Raw genomic sequence first — 21866 nt, 5'->3', positions numbered from 1 at the left:
AGCACCACCGGCACCACCTCCCCGGCACGAGCACCCACGCACGAGTTCTCCCTCACCACGCAACCCGCGCTCCGTTCCACAAGAACCGCGGGCCACCCCCCTCAGGAGACCGCCATGAGCGACGAGAGTTCCTCCCCGGACAACGGCGCGTCCGCCGCCACCGCCGCACCCTCCGCCCCCTCCCCGGTCGCACCGCTCGCCGCTCGCGAGCGGCTGATGGCCGAACCGGAGCTCGGGGCCGGCAACTTCCTCGACCACGCCCTCGCCGTGAACCCCAACCGCGCGGTCCCCTTCGCCTACAGCCACCACCTCGACCACCGCGGCGCGGTGGTGCTGCGCGGCCACAGCCTCCAGGACCTCGCCGACCTGCGCGACCGCTACGCCGCCTGGTACCACGCGAACGGCGTGCGCCCGGGCGAGCCGGTGGCGGTGGTGATCGCCGAGGGCCTGGAACCGCTGCTGCACTTCCTGGCGCTCACCGCGCTGGGCGCCGTCCCGGCCCTGGTGAACGACGCCATGCGGCACGACGTGATGGTCCGCTACCTCAACCACGTCGGCGTGGTCGGCGTGGTCGCCGACGACACCACCCGCCTCGCCGCCGCCTACCGCCAGGACCCGCAGCGCCGCCCCCGGTTCATCGCACTCGCCGCCGAGATCCAGGCCTTCGACGCGGACGCCTCCGGCGGCCTGCCCGCCGAGTACCCGTACCGGCACGCGGCGGAGGACGTGGTCGCGCTGATCCACTCCTCCGGCACCACCGGCACGCCGAAGTCGACGATGCTGGCGCACCGGCAGTTCTGGGACGGCAAGCAGCCGCGCATGGTGCGCTTCCCGGCCGAGCCGGAGGACCGGCTGATGTCGCTGATGCCGCACACCCACGCCGGCGGTCTGAGCTACTTCCTCACCGCGACCCTGCTCGGCCTGCCGACCGTGGTGATGGCGGACTGGCGCCGCTCGGTGGTCGAGCCGGTGATGGAGGCCTTCCGGCCCACCATGGTCGCCTCCTTCCCGCGCACCTTCGTCGAACTCGCCACCGGCGAGCTGCCGGTGGCGGGCGCGGCCAAGGTGCACTCCTGGTTCAACACCGGCGACAGCGCGCACTACGGGCACATCCGCCGACTGGTGCAGCTGGGCGAGCGCCCGGCCGGGCTGATCCGGCCCTGGCTGCTGCCGCAGGAGAAGGCCGAGCAACCCGCGCTGCCCGGTTCGCAGTTCGTCGACGGGCTGGGCTCCTCCGAGATGGGCATGGCACTGTTCGGCCAGGTCACCACACCGGAGAGCGTCCGCAACGACCGCTGTGTCGGCAAGCCGCTCGAAGTGGTGCGCCGGGCGGCCGTGCTGGACCAGGACGGCAACGAACTGCCGGACGGCACGGTCGGGCTGCTCGGGATCGACTCGCCCTCGCGGACACCGGGCTACTGGAACAACGCGCGGCTGACCGGGAGCTTCGAACTGGCCGGCTACTGGCTGACCGGGGACCTCGCCCGGCGCGACGCCGAGGGCCGGTTCTACCACCTGGACCGCACCGTGGACGTCATCGACACCTCCGCCGGGCCGGTCTACAGCCTGCCGGTCGAGGAGGTGCTGCTGGCGGACTGCGCCGAGCTGGTCCGGGACTGCTCGGTGGTGGGCGTGCCCGGTGCCACCGGTGAGGGGCAACGGCCCGTCGCGGTGGTTCAGTTGCAGCAGGACGCGGAGTCCGCGACCGCCGAGGAGGTCCTGGAGGCCGCCAACAAGGCCCTGGCCGGGGCCGGACTGGCCGCGCTCGCCGCCGTCCGGATCGCCCGCACGGCGGCGGACTTCCCGCTCGGGCCGACCGGCAAGGTGCTCAAGCGCGAACTGCGCACCCGCTTCGCCACCCTCCTCACCGCCCAGTAGCACCGGAATGACCGACCACCTCCTGTCCCCCGCGCGCACCCCCGCCGCGCCGGTGACCACCGCGCCCGCACTCCCGACCCCCGCACTCCCGGCCCCCGCACTCCCGGCCCCCGCGCTCCCGACCGCCGCATCCAGCACCGTCACCACCACCGCCGCACCGCCCCCGCTCCGGCAGCCGTACCAGTACGTCCGGGCCCGGCTGGTGGAGCCGGACTGGCGCCGGCTGCCCGGCTGGCGCGACGTCACCGAGGCGCAGTGGCGCGACGCCCAGTGGCAGCGCGCGCACTGCGTCAAGAACGCCCGCCAGCTCCGGGCGGTCGTCGGCGAACTGCTCACGCCCGAGTTCTACGAGCAACTCGCAGCCGATCAGGCCGAGTTCGCGACCATGCCGATCCTGCTGCCACCGCAGCTGCTGAACACCATGGCCGCGCACTCCCCCACCACCCCGGCGGCGTTCACCGCTGCGTTCCTGGCCGACCCGGTGCGTCGCTACATGCTGCCGGTGCTCGCCGACCGGCACCCGCGCTGGCCCAGCCACCCGAAGGCCGAGCGCGACTCGCTGCACGAGGCCGAGATGTGGGTGGTCGAGGGCCTCACCCACCGTTACCCCACCAAGGTGCTGGCCGAGCTGGTCTCCACCTGCCCGCAGTACTGCGGGCACTGCACCCGGATGGACCTGGTCGGCACCTCCACGCCCCAGGTCACCAAGGCCCGGCTGGTGCTGCGGCCGGCCCACCGGCAGGAGCAGATGCTCGACTACCTCAAGCGCACCCCGGCCGTGCGCGACGTGGTGGTGTCCGGCGGCGACCTCGCCAATGTGCCGTGGCCGCAGCTCGAGTCCTTCCTGCTGCGGCTGCTGGAGCTGGAGTCGGTCCGCGACATCCGGCTCGCCAGCAAGGCGGTGGTCGGCCTTCCGCAGCACTGGCTGCAGCCGCAGGTCCTGGAGGGCGTGCACCGGGTCGCGACGATCGCCGCCCGGCGCGCCGTCAACCTCGCCGTGCACACCCACGCCAACCACGTGCGCTCGGTGACCCCGCTGGTCGCCGAGGCGGCCCGGGCGCTGCTCGACGCGGGTGTGCGCGACGTGCGCAACCAGGGCGTGCTGATGCGGGGCGTCAACGACACCCCGGAGGACCTGCTGGACCTCTGCTTCGCGCTCCAGGGCGAGGCGAACATCCTCCCCTACTACTTCTACCTCTGCGACATGATCCCCAACGCCGAGCACTGGCGCACCAGCGTCCACCGGGCCCAGTACCTCCAGGAGGCGATCATGGGCTACCTGCCCGGCTACGCCACCCCGCGCCTGGTCTGCGACGTGCCGCGGCTCGGCAAGCGCTGGGTGCACCAGGCCGTGGCGTACGACCGCGAACGCGGCATCTCCTACTGGACCAAGAACTACCGCACGGCCCTGGAGGCCCGCTCCGGCGGCGCCGCGCCGTCCGGCGGCAGCGGGGCGGAGGACCCGCTCGACCGCCGCCACCCCTACTACGACCCGGTGGACACCCTCCCCGAGTCCGGCCGCCGCTGGTGGACGGAGCGGGCCGCGCGCGCCGCTGCCGCCGCACCGGCCCCGCAGGAAGGAGCAGCCCGGTGACGAACCGCAGCGACCAGCAGGAGCACGGCCCGCAGGAGGCCGCCCCGCTGCGCCGGATGTGCTGGATCTTCCCCGACCGCGAGTCGACCCGGACCACCGCGATGTGGCGGTACTTCTTCTGGGACCTCTACGAGGAGATCGCCGAGGAGCTGGGCCTCTCCTGGTGCCGGCACTCCCCGGACGCCGTCACGGTGGACGCCAGTGACCCCGCCCGCCCGGTGGTGTACGTGGACGAGGAGCCGGTGACCCCGCAGGACACCCTGTTCGTCACCGCGCTGTACTCGCTGCCGTACCAGTCGATGGACATCTTCAACCAGTACTCGCTGTACGCGGTGCTGGAGCAGGCCGGGTTCTACCTGCCGTTCCCGCCGTACGTCTCGCTGATCGGCAACGACAAGGTCGCCACCGTGCTGCACCTGGCCGACTCGCCGGTACCGCCGATCCCGTCGATCCGGATCGGCTCCGGCCGGGACGTCGCCAAGCACCAGTACGAGGTGGCGCTCGACCGGCTGACCTACCCGGCGATCGTCAAGCCCGCCGGCTGGTGCGGGGGCGGCGGGATCAACCTCGCCCGCGGGCCGGAGGACATCCGTGGTCTGGCCAGCCTCGCCCAGGGCGGGGACACCACGCTCGTCGCCCAGCCGTACCTGGGCGACGGCACCGTCGACTACCGGGTGTACGTGGTGAACGGCGAGCCGTACGCGGTGATGCGACGGGTGCCGGAGGCCGGTTCGCCGGTGGCCAACGCCAGCCGGGGCGGGACGATGGAGTTCCCGCCCGTCCCGCCGGAACTCGCCGAGGCCACGGCCTACTTCGCCGAGAAGCTGAGGATCCCGTTCTTCTGCGTGGACTTCCTGTACGACGGCGAGAAGTACTGGTTCTCGGAGCTGGAGCCGGACGGCGTGATCGCCCCGGACTTCACCGACCCGGACCGCTCGCTGCAGCGCGACATCGTCCGGGCCCGGTTCACCGCCTACCGGGACGCCCACGCCAAGTGGCTCGCCGACGGCACGCCGTCCGCCCCCGTCGGCCTGATGTCCCCCCTCCCGCACCGCACCCCGACCCCCGCCCCCGCGACCGCCACCCCGACGACCCTCGCCCCGACGACCTCCGCCCCCCGATCGGAAACCCGATGACCGACGCGTTCTCCCTGCCGCCGGACGCGGCCGAACCACGACTGACCGTCGCCGCCGCCACCCTGGAGCGGCTGCGCACCGTGCCCGCGCTCGCCCCCCGCTACGCCGACCGCCCGGCGGCCGTCCGCACCCTGGACGAGCTGGCCGCGCTGCCGCCGCTGCTCAAGGACGACCTGAACACCGCCCTCGCCCACCTGGAGCCGCGCTCCGACACGGCCGCCACCTGGCTGTTCCAGAGCGGCGGTTCCACCGGCGCGCCCAAGGTCGGCTACGCGCCGACCGGGTTCTACATGGCCGGGGTGCACGAGCACTGGCCGGTGCTGGACCGCGCGGACGTGTTCGCCAACGCCTGGGGCGCCGGCCGGATGTGGGGCGCGCACTTCCTGGCCGCCGCGCTGGCCGACCGGGCCGGCTGCCGGGTGATCGCGCTCGGCTCGATCACCCGCGAGGAGTACCCGGACTGGCTGGGCTTCCTCGCCGACCGCGGGGTGACGGCGATCGGCGGCACCCCCAGCGTGCTGCGGCTCTGGTTCGCGCACGCCCGCGCGGCCGGGCTGAAGCTGCCCTCGCTGCGCAAGGTGCTGTGGCTGGGCGAGGCCTGGCAGCCGCAGCTGGAGGAGGACCTCGCGGTGGTCGCGCCCGGGGCCCGCCGCTGGGGCATGTTCGGCTCCACCGAGACCTGGGTGGTCGGCACCAACACGCCCGACTGCCCGGCCGACACCTTCCATCCGCTGCCCACCCAGCTGGTGCACGCCGGAGCGGACGGGCTGCTGGACTTCACCACCCTCGACCCGGAGATGCTCAACCCGGTGCTCCGCTACCGCACCGGGGACGCGGGCGGGCTGACCACCTGCCCGTGCGGCCGCCCCGGCGCCGCGATGCGGGTGCTGGGGCGGCGGGACAACGTCGTCCAGGTGCGCGGCCTCGGCCTGCACGTGGACGAGCTGGTCGCCCGGGCCGAGCGGGAGCCCGGCGTCTCCCGGGCCCAGGTGGTGGTCACCGAGGACGGCGGCCGGGCCACCGGCGTCGAGGTGCTGCTGCTGGCCGACCCGGCCGCCGGGGTGGACCCGGCGGCGCTGCGGGCCGAGCTGCTGGCCGGGACGTTCACCCTCAGCACCGCGTTCCAGCACGACCCCGAGCACGTGACGGTCCGGGTCGTCGAGGCGCTGGTCAGCAACGACCGCACCGGCAAGACCGCCTCCCTGGTGGTCCGCGGGGAGGCCTCGTGAAGCTGCGAAAGCCGGCGGACCTCGGGCGCGGCTTCAACCTGTTCTGGACCGGCCAGACCGTCAGCGTGGTCGGCGACCGGATCACCGTGTTCGTCGTCCCGACCCTGATGATCTTCGTGCTGCACGCCTCCGCCCTCCAGGTCGGCGTGGTGGCGATGGCCCAGTACCTCGGCATCCCGCTGCTGGGCCCGGTCGCCGGAGTGCTGGTGGACCGCTGGGACAAGCGCCGCACCATGCTGGTCTGCGACCTGCTCCGACTGGCCGCCGTCCTGGTGATCCCGCTCGCGTACTGGCTGGACCTGCTCTCCACCCCGCTGCTGTTCGGCTGTGTGGCCGTGATCAGCGGCGCCACCATCTTCTTCAACGTCGGGTACCTGATCGCCGTCCCCGCGGTGGTCCCCGAGGAGCGGATGGTGCGCGCCTACTCCCGGCTGGAGGGCAGCAACTCGGTCGCCGAGGTGGCCGGGCCCTCGATCGCCGCCGGCCTCTACAGCGCGCTCGGCGTCGGCGCCCTCGTGGTCGACGCCGCCAGCTACCTGATCTCCGCCACCTGCTTCCGCTACATGCGGCCGTGGGGCGAGCGCACCGTCGTCGAGGGCACCGTCTGGGAGCGGCTGACCATCGGGTTCCGGATGAACTGGGCCGACCCGGTGCTGCGCCGGGTGGTCCTGGCGGCGGTCACGCTCAACTGCGGCGGGCCGGTGTTCGTCACGGTGCTGCCCGTGCTCGCCTACCGGGGCCTGGACCTCTCGGTCGGCCAGTTCGGCGCCGCCATGTCGGTCGGCGCGGTCGGCGCGCTCACCGGCGCCGTGGTCGCCCCCAGGATCAGCCGGCGGCTGGGCCTGGGCCGCACCCTGGCCTGGTCGCTGCTGCTGCACTGCCTGGTCGGGCTGGGCGTGCTGGCCGCGCCCGCGCTGCCCTCCGTGCTCGTGATCGCGGTGACCATGGGCTGCTACGGCTTCTTCATGTCCTGCATCAACGTGTGCAGCGCACCCACCCGCCAGTCCCGGATGTCCGCCGAGCACCAGGGCGTGATGCACGCGGCGTTCCGCACCGTCACCTGGGGCGTGATCCCGCTCGCCGCGCTGGTCGGCGGCCTGGCCGTGTCCGCGCTCACCGACCCGCTCGGGGTCCTGGACGCGGCGCGCTGGACGATGGCCGGCGGCACCCTGCTCGCCGCCTGCTCCTTCCTGCCCGCTCTCGGCGTCCAGGGCCGGATGGACGCCGCCGCCCGCGAGGCGGAGCAGCGGCCCACCGACGCCCGGCCCGAGCCCGAGCTGACGGAGAGCGCACCGTGAGCGCCGCACCGGCCGACGGCGTCCTGCTCGTCACCGGCTGCTCCTCCGGCATCGGCCTGGCCACCGCCGTGGCCGCCGCCCGGGCCGGGTTCACCACCGTGGCCACCCTGCGCGACCCGGACCGCGCCGACGACCTGCGGAAGGCCGCCGGGGAGGCCGGGGTGGAGCTGGACGTCCGCCGGCTCGACGTCACCGACGCCGCCTCCGTCGCCGCCTGCGTCGACGGCGTGGCCGCCACCCACGGGCGGCTGGACGCGGTGGTCAACAACGCCGGTGTCTCCAACTCCGACCCCACGCTGGAGATGTCCACCGACGCCGCGCTGCGGGCCAACCTGGAGGTGAACTTCTTCGGCGTGATCGCCGTGAGCCGCGCCGCCCTGCCGCTGCTGCGCGCCTCCGGCGGCCGGCTGGTCACGATCGGCAGCGTGCACGGCGTGGTCGGCCAGCCGTTCAACGAGGCGTACTGCGCCGCCAAGGCCGCCGTCGAGGGGTTCATGGAGAGCCTCGCCCCGGTGGCCGGCGCACACGGCGTGCGGGTATCCGTGGTCGTCCCCGGCTTCGTGCCGGACACCCGGTTCGGGATCTTCCCCGACATCGACCGCCGCACCATCGCGGCGGCCTCCGGGCCCTACGCGCCGACCTTCGAGGACTACCTCGCCTGGGTCGGCGGCCAGGGCTGGGAGGCCGCCGGACAGCCAGCCCGGGAGGTGGCCGAGGTCGTCGTGCGCACGCTGCGCGCCGAACGGCCCGCCTTCCGGGTGCCCACCAACGCCTGGGCCGCCGACTACCTGGCGCAGAAGCTCGCCGACCCGGACGGCTCGGCCGTCCAGACCCTCGCCCGTACCTGGATCGGCCGCCCCGACCCCAGCTGACCCGCCGCTGACCCACTGTCAGGAGTCCCGCGCATGCCCGCCAAACCGCTGCCCGAACTGATCGACTTCGCCCGCCGCAACTCCCCCTTCTACGCCGACCTCTACCGGGACCTGCCGGAGCGCGTCGAACACCTCTCGCAGCTCCCACTGATCGAGCAGACCGCGTTCTGGGCCGCCAACTCCTGGCCGGACAACCGCCTGCTGACCGGACCGCTGCTCGACGGCGGCGTCTACAAGACCGGCGGCACCACCGGCGTCCCCAAGTTCTCCCCCTGGTCGCGCACCGAGCACGCCGACTCGGTCACCGCCTTCGGCGCGGGTCTGGTCCAGGCCGGCCTCAAGCCCGGTCACCGGGTCGCCAACCTGTTCTGGGCCGGCGAGCTGTACGGGGGCTTCCTGTACATCGAGAACGCCCTGCACCACGCCCCCGTGGACAACGTCCGGCTGCCGGTCGGCGCCGCGCCCGACGCCTACGTCGCCGGGCTGATCGCCGACTTCGGGGTGGACGTGCTGGCCGGCGAGCCGATGAAGCTCAGCTCGGTCGCCGAGTACCTGGTCAAGCACGAGCAGGTGGCCGAGCGGATCGAACTCCTGCTGTTCGGCGGGGACCTGCTCTTCGCCGACCTGCGGCCGATCCTCTCCCGCGCGTTCCCCAACGCGGCCGTCGCCTCGATCGGCTACGCCTCGGTGGACGCCGGCCTGGTCGGCGCGCCGGTCCCCGGCGACGACGTCCGGGTGCACGAGGCCTTCCCGAACCGGACGGTGGTGGAGCTGGTCGACGACGTCACCGGCGAACCGATCACCGAACTCGGCGTGCCCGGCCGGGTGGTGGTCACCAACCTGTTCCGCACCCTGATGCCGATCCTGCGCTACCCCACCGGCGACCGGGCCGAGTGGGTCGACCTTGAGCGCGGCCGGTTCCGGCTGGTCGGACGGTCGGTCGAGGGTGCCCGGGTGGGCACCGTGGCGATGCCGACCGAGGAGATCCGCGCCGTCCTGCTCGCCCACGACCCGGACCAGGTGATCTCCGGGATGCAGATGGTGCAGCGCCGCTGGGACGGCAAGGACGGGCTGGTGCTGCGACTCGGGTACACCGAGGAGCCGCCGGCCGGTCTGGCCGGAACGCTGGTCGAGGCGGTGTACCGGGCCCGGCCGCTCTACCCGGACGACGTGGCGGCCGGGGTGATCCACGACCTGGAGGTGGAGTGGGTGCCCCGCGCGGAGCTGGTCACCAACCCGCGCACCGGCAAGCTCCAGCAGGTCGTGGACGAGCGCCCGCCGGCGTGACGCGCCCGTGGGCCGGGGGAATCCGCTCCCCCCGGCCCACCTCGCCGCTCAGGCCGTGTGCGGCTGTCCTGCCAGCATCACGCTCTGGCCCCGGAATTCCGCGATCACCTTTTCGGCCGCATTCCGCACCGTCACGTCGTAAATGCCGGTGCGCCCGGAACGCGTGCGTTCCACCGCCTCCGCCACCAGTTCGTCCCCGACCGCCGCCGGTGCCAGGAAAGTCACCTGCGCGGCCTGCGCCACCGTCACCGGGCCGTAGCTGTTGCAGGCGTAGGAGAAGGCCGCGTCGGCGAGCAGGAACAGGTAGCCGCCGTGCGCGATGCCGTGCCCGTTCACCATCGCCGGGGCCACCGTCATCCGCATCGACGCCCGCCCGGTGGACACCTCCTCGAGCGTGATCCCCAGGCCCTGGCAGGCCAGGTCGCGCTCGTACAGGGCGGCCATCCGGGAATTCGGCACCGCGGCCCCGGCCGCACCCGGCGAGTCCGGCGCCCCCGCCGAATCCGCCGCCCCCGCCGAATCCTCGACGGCCACGGTGTCCACGCTCATGACGCCCTGCTTTCCCCGGGAACAGCCCGAAACGGTCGGTCGGTGTGCCGTGCGTGCGTATTGCACCCGCATTACACCGAGGCCCGTGACGGGCTGTCAACGGTCTCCCGACGGGGACGGAAAGTCCGTCAGGAGAACTCAGAGCAGCCGCTTGATGTCCCCCCGCGCCCGGTAGAACGAGCCGCTGCCGGACTCCAGCACCTCGGCCACCAGGTAGCGCGCGCCGGGCACCCGGATGTCCTTCGGGAACTGCACCCGGCGGGTCGCGTCGTAACCCGGCGAGACCACCCGCACCCGCAGCCGGGTGCCGTCCTGCACGCACTCCACCTCGATGCCGCCCGCGGCGCCGACCGAACCGACCGCCACCGACTCGATCTCCGCGCCGGCCACAGCCGCCGTCCAGCCGCTGCCGTCCACCTCGGCGGCCTCCGGCAGCCTGCCCTCCTCGGCCGCGCGCACCGCCCCCTCGCTCGCGTCCAGGCAGACCAGCGAACCGTCCGTGGTCACCAGGTACAGCCGGCCGTCGCGGTACTGCATGCTGTACGCCGAGCCGGAGCCGGTGCCGAGCTTCCACAACCGGGTGCCGTCGGCGTCGAAGCAGTACACCGAGGAGTGGTTGTCCCCCGCGAACACGTACCGGCCGTCGGGCGAGGCGGCGCAGGAGAACACCGCGGCGTCGCAGCGGTAGCGGGCCACCTCCGAGCCGTCCGCCTTGCGCAGCCGGTGCACCCAGCCGCGCCCCGTACCGGCGAACACCTCCTCCCGCTCCTGCCAGCCGAACAGCACCTCACCCTCGGTGCGGGTGTGCCAGACCGGGGCGCCGCCGCGCGCCGCGTACCGGCTCACGCCGCGCGAATGGCCGTGGTAGACGCCGTCGTTGTCGCAGCGCACCATCCAGCCGTCGGTGCCCTCGGCCGAGCGCCGCCACTGGAACTCGTCCTCGTGGTCGACGGTGGTGATCCCGCCGCGCGCGTCGGCCACGCCGAGCACGCCGTCGTGGATGTCCAGCCAGTAGATGTCGACGTCCTCGGCTATCTCGTACGCCACCCGCGGCACCTTGCCGCCCAGGTCGTACACCTTGCCGTTGTCACAGCCCGCGTAGATCCACCAGTCGTCCGCGACGATGCACTTGACGCCGTCCGGCAGCCCGAAGCGGCCGGTCACCGCGCCGTCGTGGGTCAGCGTGTAGACGTCGCCGCGCTCGTTGCCCACCCAGGCGTGCTCCTCGCCGACGAAGATGCCGAACGCCGCCGCGCCGGAGCTGAACCGCCACAGCACCGGCGCCTGCCGGGCCGTCGAACGGGTGCTGACGATCGCCCGCCGCGTCACCGCCCGCCGCTCGCGCACGCCGCGCACCGCCGGGGCGTAGCCCTTGCGGACCTTCTCGCCGATCTTCTTGGCGGCCGCCGCCGCGGCCTTCTCCGGCGTGGGGTAGGCGGTGGTCTTCGTCTGGCCGCTCTCGCCGATCCGCCCGTAGGTGATGGTGACGTCCACGCCGGCCACCAGGACCTCGTAGAACTTGTGCGCGCTGCCGCTGTCCTCGGACAGCTCCAGGTACGTCGACTGCGTGTCGGTGGCAGTGGCTGACATGGCGTGGGCCCCTTCCGGGCACGGGCGTGACGGGTTGCTTCGGCGCTGCGGGCGCGGTGCCCGGCGACACCTCAGAACCTAGCCCCCGGCACCGACAGGGCCCCCGCGGGCCCCTCCCCCGTCCCGGGCCCCCGCCGTCCGGCGCGGGCCGGACCGCACCGGACGGCGACGAACCACCCGCCCCCGCACCGCCCGGACGCCCCCCGCGGTCTGCCCGAACGGACCTTCCGCCGCGCCACCCGCTCTGACAGCATCGTCCGCTCCGGTCACCATGGGCCGGGATCGGCGACCGCCCGCCCGCAGGGACGGGCGCAGGGGGCGGGAGAACGCGGATGCAGGGCAGCCCGGCGACGGCGACCACCCCACCCCGGGCGCGCACCGGGTTCCGGCCCGCCCGCTGGGTCCGCGTCCGGCTGCGGGCCGCGCCCTGGACGGCGCTGCTCAACGGCGTGCTGGTGTTCGTGGTGGTGCTGCTCTGCGCCGGGCTCCCCCGGGGTGTCGACCGGGGCGAGGACGCCGCCCTGCACGACTTCCTGCGCGACCGCGGCATCGGCGCGACCAGCCTGGTCAGCCGCTCCGACCTCCGCCACGACGACGACTCCGCCACCCTGGCCTCGGTCGCCGCGCACCTGACCGCCCGCACCGGCGGGGAGTTCCGCGTCTCGGCGAGCGGACCGGTGTTCGGCGTCCGCGGCATCAGCTCGAAGATCCTCGGCAATCCGCAGCTGTCCCGGCCCGACGGCCCGTCCCCGCGCCTGGAACTGCGCCACCTGGCCGGGCTCGCCGAACACGCCACCCTGGTCGAGGGCCGCTGGCCGAGCGCCACCCCCGGCCGGCCGCTGGCGATCGTGATCGCGGAGCAGGCGGCCGAGAAGCTGAACATCCGGGTCGGCGACGTGCTGACGGAGGAACACCTGCCCGGCGGCAGGCCGTCGCCGGACACCGAGGTGGTCGGCACCTTCCGGGTGAACGACGACCACGACCCGTACTGGACCGACCTCTACTGCCTGCGCCGGCCCTGCCTGGAGATCCCGGAGACCTTCGAGTGGCTCCGGCTCTGGAAGGCGGTCGGCCTGACCGGCGGCGACGACCTGCCCCGGCTGATGGAGTGGGCCAAGGGCGGTGAACTCTCCTGGCGGCTGCCCATCGACCCGGACTCGCTGCGCGCCGACCGGCTGCCCGAGGCCGCCCACGAACTCGCGAGCTACCTGAGCGGCCCCACCGGCGCCGAGCTGGCGGCCGCCACCGGCCGCTCCGACCTGCGCACCTTCTCCACGCTGCCGGACCTCTTCGCGCTCGCCACCGCCCGCCGGGACGCCGCCGCCCCGCTGGCGGCGCTCGGTCCGGCCGGGCTGGCCGGCGTCGTCACCGTCGTCCTGTGCCTGGCCGCCGCACTGGCCGCCGACCGGCGCGGCCCCGAACTCCTGCTGCTCCAGGCCCGCGGCGGCTCCCGCCGGGGCCTGCTGCGGAGGCTGCTCGGCGAGGGTGCCGCGGTGGTCCTGCCCGGCGCCGCCCTCGGGACCCTGCTCGCCCTCCTGCTGCTGCCCACCCCCCGCTGGGGCCCCGCGCTGTCCGCCGCGGTGGCGGCCACCCTGTGCGCGCTGCTGGCCTTCCCGGCCCGCGCCCTGGTGCTGCTGACCCCCCGTCGTGCCGTCCGGCGCGGCGGTGCGCGCCGGCTCGTCGGGGAACTCGGCCTGCTCCTGCTGACGGCCGCCGCGGTGGTCGAGGTCCGCCGGCGCGGCGCCGCCCCGCCCGGCGCCGGGATCGACCCGCTGCTGATCGCCGCCCCGCTGCTGATCGCCCTCTGCACCGGCCTGCTGCTGGCCCGGATCCAGCCGCCGCTGATCGGTGCCCTGGCCCGGGCGGTCGGCCGGCGGCGCGGCGCGGTCGGCTTCCTCGGACTGGCCGGCGCGGCGCGCGGCGCCGGCGGCCGACCGCGCCCGGCCGTGCTGCCGACGCTCGCGCTGCTGCTCGCCGTCACCACGGCCGGGTTCGGCGCCGACGTGATCGGGGCGGTCGACTCCGGCCGGACCCGCGAGGCCCGCCTCGCCACCGGCGGCGACGTCATGGTGAGCGCCCCCAAGGGCTTCGGCCTGGCCGGTTCCTTCGCCGAGCGGGCCGGCCGGCTGCCCGGCGTCCGGGCCGCCACCGAGGTCACCCTGCTCACCGACGCGGCGGTGCTGCGCCCGGACCGGCCCCACCTCACCATCAGCCTGGTGGTCGTCGAGCCGACGGCCTACGCGGAGATCTCCCGCTCCCTCGGACGCGGCGCCTTCGACCCGGCGCTGCTGGCCGCGCCCGACGGCCCGACCGGACCGGACGCGCGCGAGGTCCCCGTCCCCGCCCTGTACTCGCGCGGGCTGGTCGAGCAGCTCGGCGGCCGGGCCGGGGCGGAGCGGATCTACCTGACCAGCACCGGCGAACTGCGCGCCCAGTACGCGGGCACGATCGACGCCACCCCGGCGCTGCGCGACTCCACCCACCCGTTCGTCGTGCTCCCGGCCGGGCCCGCCACCGCCCGGGTGCCCGGACTCGCGGACCACGGCCACTGGTTCGCCGTCGGCGACATCGACGCGACGGCCGTCCGCTCGCTGACCCGCGACCTGCCCGTGCACCCGATCGTCGCGGACACCGCGCGGCGGACCGGCGTCCCGGTGGTCGGCCCGGACCCGGACGACATCCCGGACGGCTACCTGGTGAAGACCAGCGCCGCGCTCACCGCCGAACTCACCGAGGACCCGCTGCGGCAGGCCGCGGTCCTGGTGTTCCGGGTCGGGACCGCCGGGGCCGGCGCGTTCGCCCTGATCGCCGCCCTGCTCACACTCGTCCGCGCCGCCCCCGACCGGTCCGCCGCGCTGGCCCGGCTGCGCACCATGGGGCTGCGCCCCCGTCAGGGGCTGGCGCTGATCCTGGTCGAGACCCTGCCGCAGACGCTGCTCGCGGCGGCCGGCGGCCTGCTGGCCTCGCTCGCCGCCGTCGTCCTGCTCGGCCCGGCGCTCGACCTGTCCGCCCTGCTCGGCACCGACGTGCCGCCGGGCCTGCCGCTGCGCCCGGGCGCGGTCCTCCCCCCTGCGCTGGCGCTGACCGCGCTGGTCACCGTCGGGGTGCTCGCGCAGGCCCTGATCGCCGGGCGCCGCCAGGTCGCCAAGGAACTCCGGGCCGGCGACACGGTCTGACCCCGGCCCGGACCGGCCCGCCGGAGGAACCTTGTGGCCCGGTTGTGAAGATCGCTAACATGCGCCGAGCGGCCTCGTGGAGCGGCCCCGGGGAGCGCCGGAGAAGGGCGGACCGTGGCAGGGCTGTCGGCGTTACCCGGACGGGACAAGGAGCGCGCCCTGCTGGCCCGGGCCGTGGACGGGCTGTGCGCCGGGCACGGCGCGGTGCTCGACCTCGCGGCCGATCCCGGCCTCGGCAAGACCGGCCTGCTGCACCTGCTCGCCCGGCTGGCCGCCGACCGCGGCGCCACCGTCCTGCGGGCCCGCGCCGAGGGCCCCGACGCCAAGCCGTACCAGGTGTACCGCGACGCCCTGGGCGGCGACGTCCCGCCGCCGGGCAGCGCCGACGGCATCCCCTGGGACACCGGCGCCGACCGCGACCTCCTCCGCGCCCTGCGCGACCGGTGCGCGGACCCGGCCGGCACCGTGCTCCTGCTCGACGACTTCCACCACTGCGACCCGGCCTCCGCCCGGCTCACCGAGCGCCTCCTCGGCGAACCGCCGCCGGACCGGCTGCTGCTGGTCCTCGCCCACCGCCCCCGGCAGACCCCGCCCGCCCTGCTCGCCGCGCTCGACGCCGCCAAGCAGACGGGCGCCGTCCTGCGCGTCGAACCCGCGCCGCTCACCGCCGCCGCCGTCGCCGCCCTGCTCCCGGCGGCCGACGAGCACCGCGCCGAGCGGCTGCACGCGGCCTCCGGCGGCAACCCCCGGATCCTGCACCTGCTGCTGGCCGCCGGCCCCGACCCGGACGACTGGCCCGAGCGTTCGGACGCCGCCGCCGGACCGCTGCTGCGCGCCGCCGCTCCCCTGATCGCCGAACTCGACACCCTCCCCCCGGCGGTCGCGGACGTCCTGGCGGCCGCCGCCGTGCTCGGCGAACCGTTCCGGCTCGGCGACGTCGCCCGGGTCGCCGGGGAGCACACCGACCGCACCGCCGACGCGCTCGCCGAACTCGGCCGGGCCGACCTGGTCCGCTCCCTCGGCCCGGGCCGCGACCTGGCCTTCCGGCACCCCGCACTCGGCCGCCTGGTCCACCACCGGCTCAACCCCGGCCTGCGACTGAACGCCCACCGCCGGGCCCTCGCCCTGCTCGAGGCACGCGGCGCCCCGGCCGCCGCCCGCGCCCGGCACGCCGAGCAACTGCTGCTCGGCGGAGGCCCCGCCGAGGCCGTGCCGGTACTCGTCGAGGGCGCGGCCGAGGTCGTCGTCCGCTCACCCGCCACCGCCGCCCGCTGGCTGCGGGCCGCGCTGGAGTCCGCGCCCGCCGACACCCATGACGCCCGGACCAGGGTCGCCCTGGCCCTGGACCGCTGCCGGGCCCTCACCGCCGCCGGCCGGCTGGAGCAGGCCCGGGCGCTCGGCCACGAGATCCTGCGCACGCCCGGCGGCCTGCCGGAGCCGCTCGACGTCCAGGCCCTGGCGGTCTGCGTCGGTGTCGAACGGCTGCTCGGCCGGTACGCCGAGGCCGACGCGATGGCCCGCACCGTCGTCGACCGGCTGCCCCGCCCGCTGCCCGCCCCGCTGCCCGCCGCGACCGCCGACCTGGTCCTCGACTACGGCCTGCTGCACGCCGTCCGCGGCACGGCGGCCGAGGTCCGCGCGCTCGCGCACGAAGGCGCCGCCGCCGCCGCGGCCACCCCCGGCGCCGAGGACGGCCGCACCGCGCTCCGCGTCCTCGCCGCCTTCTGCGACAGCTACGCCGGCGACTTCGCGCTCGCCGCCCCCGAGGTCGAACGCTGCGGCCGGCTCGTCGACGCCCGCCCGGACACCGTCGCCGGACGCGCCCCCGACGTCCTGGCCCTGCTCGGCTGCGCCGAGCTGTACGTGGAGCGCTTCACCGACGCCCACCGGCACCTCAGCCGCGGCCTCGCCACCGCCAGCGGCGGCGCCCACAAACACCTCGCCGTCAACCACCTGCTCGGCCTGTCGATCCTGGACCAGTGGGCCGGCCGGCTCGACCTGGCGCAGCGGCACGCCCGCGAGGCCGAACGGCTGGGCACCGAGATCGGCGCCCCCGACGTCGTCGGCCTGGCCATGGCGATGCGCGCCAGCGCGCTCCTGTGGGCGGCGCCCCGGCGCCGGACCGCCGAGGTGGTGGCGCTGGCCGAGCAGGGCCTGCGGCGCACCGTGCCCGGCAGCGGCTGGTGGGCGGGTTCCGCCGTCGGACTGCTCGCCCAGGCCCGGCTGGTCGGCGGCGACCCGGCCGCCTGCCTGCGCACCCTGCTGGAGGAGAGCGGCGGCGAGGACCTGCACCTGCTCCAACCGGCCGCCCACCCCTCGCTGTTCGCCCTGATGACCACGGCCGCGCTGCTGTGCGGCGACCTCGACACCGCCCGCCGCAGCGCCCGCGCGGCGGACGCGGCCGCCGAGCGGCTCGGGCGGCTGCCGTTCCAGCAGTCGCAGGCCGACCGCGCGGCCGCCGCGATGGCGTTCGTCGACGGCGACCCGGCGCGCGCGGCCGAACTCGCCCTGGGGGCCGCCCGGGTGCTCCGGGGGCTGCGGATGCCCGTCCAGTACGCCTGGACGGTGATCGCCGCCGCCCCCGTGCTCGCCCAGGCGCACGGCCCCGCGGCCGCCCTGGGCGAGCTCGACGAGGCACTCGACGCGGCCCGTGCCTGCGGCGCGCTGCGGTTGTGCGAGGACGGGGCCCGGGTGCGGGCCGCCCTGACGTCCGGCGGCGCCGGCGGCTCCCCCGCCGACCCGGTCCCCGACCCGTCCGAGCCGGCCGCCCTGCTCGGCTCCCTGCTCAGCGCCCGGGAACGCGAGGTGGCCGAACTCGCCGCCGACGGCCTGCCGTCCCGCCGGATCGCCGAGCGCCTGGTGCTCAGCCCCCGCACGGTCGACACCCATCTCGGCAGCATCTACCGCAAGCTCGGCGTCTCCTCCCGCTCCGCCCTCGCCCGGCTGCTGCACGGCCCCGGCGATCCGGCAGGTCGGGACCCGATTAGGTAGGCAACTTGCGCAGTTCTACCGATGCCCCGGTACGGGAGCGGCCGCGAGACTCGTCCGCGACGGGGGCGGGACACCGCACGCCGGACGCCCCGCGTTCCCCTCACCCTCGACCCCCCGACCGTGGAGAGACCGTGCAGCTCAAGAAGGCCCTCGGGGCCGTCGCCCTCGGCGTCACCGTCCTGACCGCCGTGCCCGCCCTGGTGGTGCCGCAGATGGCCGCCGCCGCCGACTGCTACACCAGCTGCGACCCCTGGGACGACCCGAACTACGTCAACGACCCGATCGTCGTCATCGGCCACAACCCCCCGCCGCCCAGCGAGGGCTGGCCCTTCCCCTGGCACGGCGGCGGTGGTGGCGCGGCCTCCGCGCACGTCCAGGCGTACGGCGAGAAGTTCGAGGACAAGCAGTTCTGCCGGAAGAACGGCACCCCCAATCCGGAGAAGCTCAACGTCACGGTCCAGGTGGCGACCGGGTACAAGGTGACGGCGAGCCTCTCGGCCGAGGCGCTGGGCGCCCTCAAGGCCGCCATCGGCGCCGAGGTCAACTCCACCGTCACGACCACCCACAGCGTGGACGTCACGCTCCAGCCGGGCCAGAGCTTCGGGGTGTTCGCGCAGTACCAGACGGTCACCTACTCGATCACCCTGCCCGGTGGTCAGACCCAGCTGGTCGACGTGCAGGTGCCGACCAACACCATCATCGACCACGCCTGCCAGTGACCGGCACACTCTCCGTGGCGGCACGACGGATCAAGCCCGTCGTGCCGCCGCCCGGCGCCGAGGCGGTGCCCGCCGAGGACCGCGCCCGGGCGCTCGAGGCCCTGGCCGCGCTGACCGCCGCCGCGGCGCACCTCGGCGACCCCGACCTCTTCCACCGGCCCCGGGCCCGCGACCGGCTGCACCTGCGCCACGTCGGGGCGACCGATCCCCGGCTGCTCGCCGGACAGTTGGCCTCGGCGGCGGAGAACCGGGTCGCGGCAGGGCTGCTCGCCGTCCGTTCGGTCCGCGCCGAACTCGCCGAACAACCGCTCGAGCGCCCGCACTTCACCCCGGACGCGATCGCCGAACTGCACCGGCTGCTGGTCGCCGCCGACCCCAACATCCCCGGCGGCGGCGGATTCCGCCGCACCACCGCCAGGATCACCTGGCCCGACGGGCAGCGCTTCGTCATCGCCGTCGCCCCGGGCCGGCCCCTGCTCGGGCAGATGGAACGCTGGTACCGCTGGGGCGCCCGCACCACCTCCCCCGCGCTGGACCTGGCCGCCCTCCAGGTGCTGCGGCTGTTCACCGTCCATCCCTTCCCCGACGGGAACGGCCGGATCGCCCGACTGCTGGCCCAGTGCGACCTGGTGGGCGCCGGGCTGCTGTCCGGGCTGCTGCTCGACCTGGACGGCTGGGTCGACGCCAACCGGGAGGCGCACGACCGGGCCGTGGTCGCGGCGGCCGAGGGCGATCTGCCGCTGTGGGGGCACTGTTCGCCCGCGCAGTCACAGAGACCGCCCGCCACCGCACCGCCACCCTCGCCGAGCACCGGCGGATCCTCGCCGCCGCCACCGCCCGCGTCGCCGACGACCCGGCGGCGGTCTCGGTGCTGGACGCGCTCCGCGCCGCCCCCGCCGTCTCGGCCGAGTCCCTGCGCGAGCTGCTTCCGGAGGACCCGCGCCCGGCCCTCGCCCGCCTGCGGAGCGCCGGGATCCTCGCCCCGCACCCCCGCCTGCCCGGGGCACTCGTCCACCCCGGCCTGCTGGCCGTGCTCGACGCCCCGTACGCACCGCCGGCGGACCACTGACGGACCGCCGGCGGACCACCGGGCGATCCCTGACGATCCCTGACGCTCGGTCAGCCCCGGGGCTTCCCGTCCGCGGGGATCGCGACCAGGCCCTGATCGGTGTTGCCGAGCAGGAGTCCGCCGCCCGCCCAGAGCGCGACCGGGCCGAAGCCGCTCGGCGAACCGCCGAACCGGAACGTCCACCGGGTGGCGCCGGTGGCCGCGTCCAGCGCGTAGACCGTGGTGCCGATGTAGAGGTAGACGTTGCCGTCCGCGCAGTGCAGGGCGGGCGGCTTCAGCGCGGTCGGTTCCCGGGGCATCCGGGCGGTCCACCCCGGCCGACCGGTGGCGGCGTCGTAGGCACGGACCTCCAGGGTCATGCCCAGGTTCGCGGTGTCGAACCCGGCGGCGTAGACGGTGGCACCGTCCGGGGCGGCCACCACGGCCTGGTGGAGCGTCGTGTCGGCGGACTGCCAGGCCACCTGGCCGGTGTCGGGCTCCAGCGCGTAGAGGTGGTCGGACAGGAAGAGGAAGCGCCCGCCGGCCGAGGTGTGCGGGCCGTCGTACCAGAGGGCGTTCAGCGCCGGGGTCGCCTGGGAGGCCGTGGTGGACACACCCGGGGCCGGTTGGTTCCAGCGGATCCGGCCGCCGTCCTGGGTGTCGACCCCGGTGATCCTCGGCGCGTCGCCGCGCAGGGTGGCCCGGGTCCACAGCAGGGTCCGCCCCGAGGAGGGCACCATCAGCTTGATCCGGCCCCAGTCCTCGTCCGGGGTGCGGGCCGTCCAGTTCACCTTGCCGGTCTGCGCGTCGACGGCCCAGACGGTGCCGGTCGACCGGTCCCCGTTCGCGCCGACGTTGGCGAGGCCGGTGACGAAGACCGAGCCGTCGAGCATGCCCGGCAGCGCGAAGGCCTGCACCAGGTTCGCCAACTCCCCGGTGTTCCAGACCTCCTGGCCCGTGCCGAGGTCGAGCGCGCGCAGCAGCCGGTCGAAGCCGACCCGGCCGCCGCTGGTAGCCGTGTACACCCGGGAGCCGTCCAGCGCGACCGTGGTGCCGCCCAGGTAGGTCGTGGTCGAGTCGATCCGGTTGGGCACCGGGCCCCAGAGCGGGCGGCCGCCGAGGTCGAAGGCCCAGATGTTGTCCTTGCCGACGGCGAGCACCGCCTTCTCCGAGCCCGCCACCTGGACCAGCGCCTCGGTGACCGGTCCGGTCCACAGCGGGGTGGCGACGGTGTCGGTCCCGATCGTGACGGCCGCCGAGGGGGTCGGGGAGGGCGTCGCCGAGGGGGTCCCGGACGCGGCGGCCGGGGCCGCCGCCACTCCGGACGAGGAGCTGCCGGGCGGCGTGCCACCGCCACGGCCGGAGCCGCCGCCGTCCGGCAGCCCGAGGGCGAGCGCGGCGCCTCCGCCCGCCAGCGCCGCGGCGCCGCCCGCCAGACCCCACAGCAGCTTGCGGCGGGACGGGCCCGCCGGCGGGGTCGGCGGCGGCGCGGCGGGGAGCAGCGGCAGGGTCGGGCGCGGCGGCGCGTCCGGGCGCAGCGGCACGGTCCGGTCGTCCACCGGGTGCTCCGGCAGCGGCATCGGTGGCGGTGTCGCGGCGGCGTCCGGTGCCAGGACGGCCGCGGCTTCCTCGATCCGCTCCACCAGCACCGGGTGCAGCCACGGTCCGCGCACCCCGAGCGGCGATCCGTCCCGCGCCACCGCGGCCAGCACCTGCGCGGGCGCCGGCCGGGCCGCCGGGTCCTTCGCCAGGCAGGCGGCCACCAACAACCGCAGCCCTTCCGGCACCGCCGACAGGTCCGGTTCCTCGTGCGCGACGCGGTTGAGCAGCGCCAGCGGGTGGCCCCCCGGCTCGCCGTCGAAGGGCCCGCGGCCGCCGGAGGCGGCGTGGACGAGGGTGGCGCCGAGCGAGAACACGTCGCTCGCGGGTGTCGCCGTCCGCCCCAGCGCCTGTTCCGGGGACATGTAGGCGGGCGTGCCGAAGATCGCGCCCTCGGCGGTGATCACACTGCCGTCGGCGGCCCGGGCGATACCGAAGTCGATGACGTGCGGGCCGTCCAGGGCCAGCAGCACGTTGCTGGGCTTGAGGTCCCGGTGGGTGAGCCCGACGGCGTGGATGGCGCGCAGTTCCTCGGCGATCCCGGCGGCCAGGATCCGCAGCACGTGCTCGGGGAAGGCCCCGACCAGCCGCGCCGCCTCGTCCAGTCCGACCCCCGGCACGAAGGCGGTGGCCAGCCACGGCAGCGGCCCGTCCGGATCGGCGTCCACCACCGGCGCGGTGAACGCCGAGGAGGCCGCGCGCGCCGCCCGCACCTCGTGCCGGAACCGGGCCCGGAAGCCCTGGTCCCCGGCGAGTTCGGGGCGGACGAGCTTGACCGCGACGGTGCGGCCGCCGGCCGAGCGGCCGAGGAACACCACGCCCATGCCGCCCGCGCCGAGCCGGCCGACCAGGGTGTAGGGGCCGATCCTGGTCGGGTCCCCCGGTTCCGTTCCGCGCATG

Annotated in this window: 14 protein-coding genes; 11 read left to right on the top strand and 3 right to left on the bottom strand. The window is 75.6% G+C overall.

Translation table 11 applies throughout. The annotated features are described in order from the left end of the window. Positions 1-114 precede the first annotated feature (114 nt). Genes BLU95_RS31450 through BLU95_RS31420 form a run of 7 tightly spaced genes read left to right on the top strand, consistent with a single transcriptional unit; the run spans position 115 to position 9294 of the window. Positions 115-1878, top strand: coding sequence for a class I adenylate-forming enzyme family protein (locus BLU95_RS31450; RefSeq protein WP_093862953.1), 1764 nt, complete (start codon positions 115-117; stop codon positions 1876-1878). A gap of 7 nt (positions 1879-1885) precedes the next feature. Next, positions 1886-3472 (top strand): KamA family radical SAM protein, encoded by a 1587-nt coding sequence (locus BLU95_RS31445; RefSeq protein ID WP_231977920.1) that lies wholly within the window; start codon positions 1886-1888, stop codon positions 3470-3472. After that, entirely contained in the window at positions 3469-4608 is a 1140-nt protein-coding gene (locus tag BLU95_RS31440; RefSeq protein ID WP_093862952.1) for an ATP-grasp domain-containing protein, read from the top strand. The genes BLU95_RS31445 and BLU95_RS31440 overlap by 4 nt, the downstream gene beginning before the upstream one ends. Beyond that, positions 4605-5837: a phenylacetate--CoA ligase family protein gene (locus BLU95_RS31435; RefSeq protein ID WP_093862951.1), complete on the top strand. Its 1233-nt coding sequence runs from the start codon at positions 4605-4607 to the stop codon at positions 5835-5837. The genes BLU95_RS31440 and BLU95_RS31435 overlap by 4 nt, the downstream gene beginning before the upstream one ends. Continuing rightward, positions 5834-7135, top strand: a complete 1302-nt coding sequence (locus BLU95_RS31430) for an MFS transporter (protein ID WP_107452618.1) — start codon at positions 5834-5836, stop codon at positions 7133-7135. The genes BLU95_RS31435 and BLU95_RS31430 overlap by 4 nt, the downstream gene beginning before the upstream one ends. After that, entirely contained in the window at positions 7132-8007 is an 876-nt protein-coding gene (locus tag BLU95_RS31425; RefSeq protein WP_093862950.1) for an SDR family NAD(P)-dependent oxidoreductase, read from the top strand. Before BLU95_RS31430 ends, BLU95_RS31425 begins: the two co-directional genes overlap by 4 nt. Positions 8008-8040: 33 nt before the next feature. Further along, positions 8041-9294 (top strand): phenylacetate--CoA ligase family protein, encoded by a 1254-nt coding sequence (locus BLU95_RS31420; RefSeq protein ID WP_093862949.1) that lies wholly within the window; start codon positions 8041-8043, stop codon positions 9292-9294. Positions 9295-9342: 48 nt separating this feature from the next. On the opposite strand, the gene paaI is transcribed toward BLU95_RS31420, so the two are convergent. Together paaI and BLU95_RS31410 are read right to left on the bottom strand one after the other, a co-directional pair. Further along, entirely contained in the window at positions 9343-9843 is a 501-nt protein-coding gene (gene paaI / locus BLU95_RS31415) for a hydroxyphenylacetyl-CoA thioesterase PaaI (RefSeq protein ID WP_400746327.1), read from the bottom strand. Between the two features lie 138 nt (positions 9844-9981). Next, on the bottom strand, positions 9982-11433 hold the full coding sequence (locus tag BLU95_RS31410; RefSeq protein ID WP_093862948.1) for a WGR domain-containing protein: 1452 nt from the start codon (positions 11431-11433) through the stop codon (positions 9982-9984). A gap of 332 nt (positions 11434-11765) precedes the next feature. On the opposite strand from BLU95_RS31410, the gene BLU95_RS31405 reads away from it, so the two are divergent. The 4 genes from BLU95_RS31405 to BLU95_RS31390 all read left to right on the top strand — a co-directional run bounded on the left by BLU95_RS31405 (position 11766) and on the right by BLU95_RS31390 (position 19431). Beyond that, entirely contained in the window at positions 11766-14609 is a 2844-nt protein-coding gene (locus BLU95_RS31405; protein ID WP_093862947.1) for a hypothetical protein, read from the top strand. Between the two features lie 114 nt (positions 14610-14723). Continuing rightward, a complete protein-coding gene (locus tag BLU95_RS45275) occupies positions 14724-17600 on the top strand; it encodes a helix-turn-helix transcriptional regulator (RefSeq protein WP_093862946.1) in 2877 nt (958 codons plus the stop codon). A 131-nt stretch (positions 17601-17731) separates the two neighbouring features. Next, on the top strand, positions 17732-18319 hold the full coding sequence (locus tag BLU95_RS31395; RefSeq protein WP_093862945.1) for a DUF6426 family protein: 588 nt from the start codon (positions 17732-17734) through the stop codon (positions 18317-18319). Beyond that, complete coding sequence (locus BLU95_RS31390; protein ID WP_093862944.1) at positions 18316-19431, top strand: Fic family protein; 1116 nt, start codon at positions 18316-18318, stop codon at positions 19429-19431. Before BLU95_RS31395 ends, BLU95_RS31390 begins: the two co-directional genes overlap by 4 nt. Before the next feature lie 7 nt (positions 19432-19438). Here BLU95_RS31390 and BLU95_RS31385 read toward each other — a convergent pair whose 3' ends face one another. Next, positions 19439-21865, bottom strand: a complete 2427-nt coding sequence (locus BLU95_RS31385; RefSeq protein ID WP_093862943.1) for a serine/threonine-protein kinase — start codon at positions 21863-21865, stop codon at positions 19439-19441. Position 21866: the final 1 nt, after the last annotated feature.

Source organism: Streptomyces sp. TLI_053 (assembly GCF_900105395.1).
Classification (GTDB): domain Bacteria; phylum Actinomycetota; class Actinomycetes; order Streptomycetales; family Streptomycetaceae; genus Kitasatospora.
This window is presented reverse-complemented; position numbering and strand designations above follow the sequence as displayed.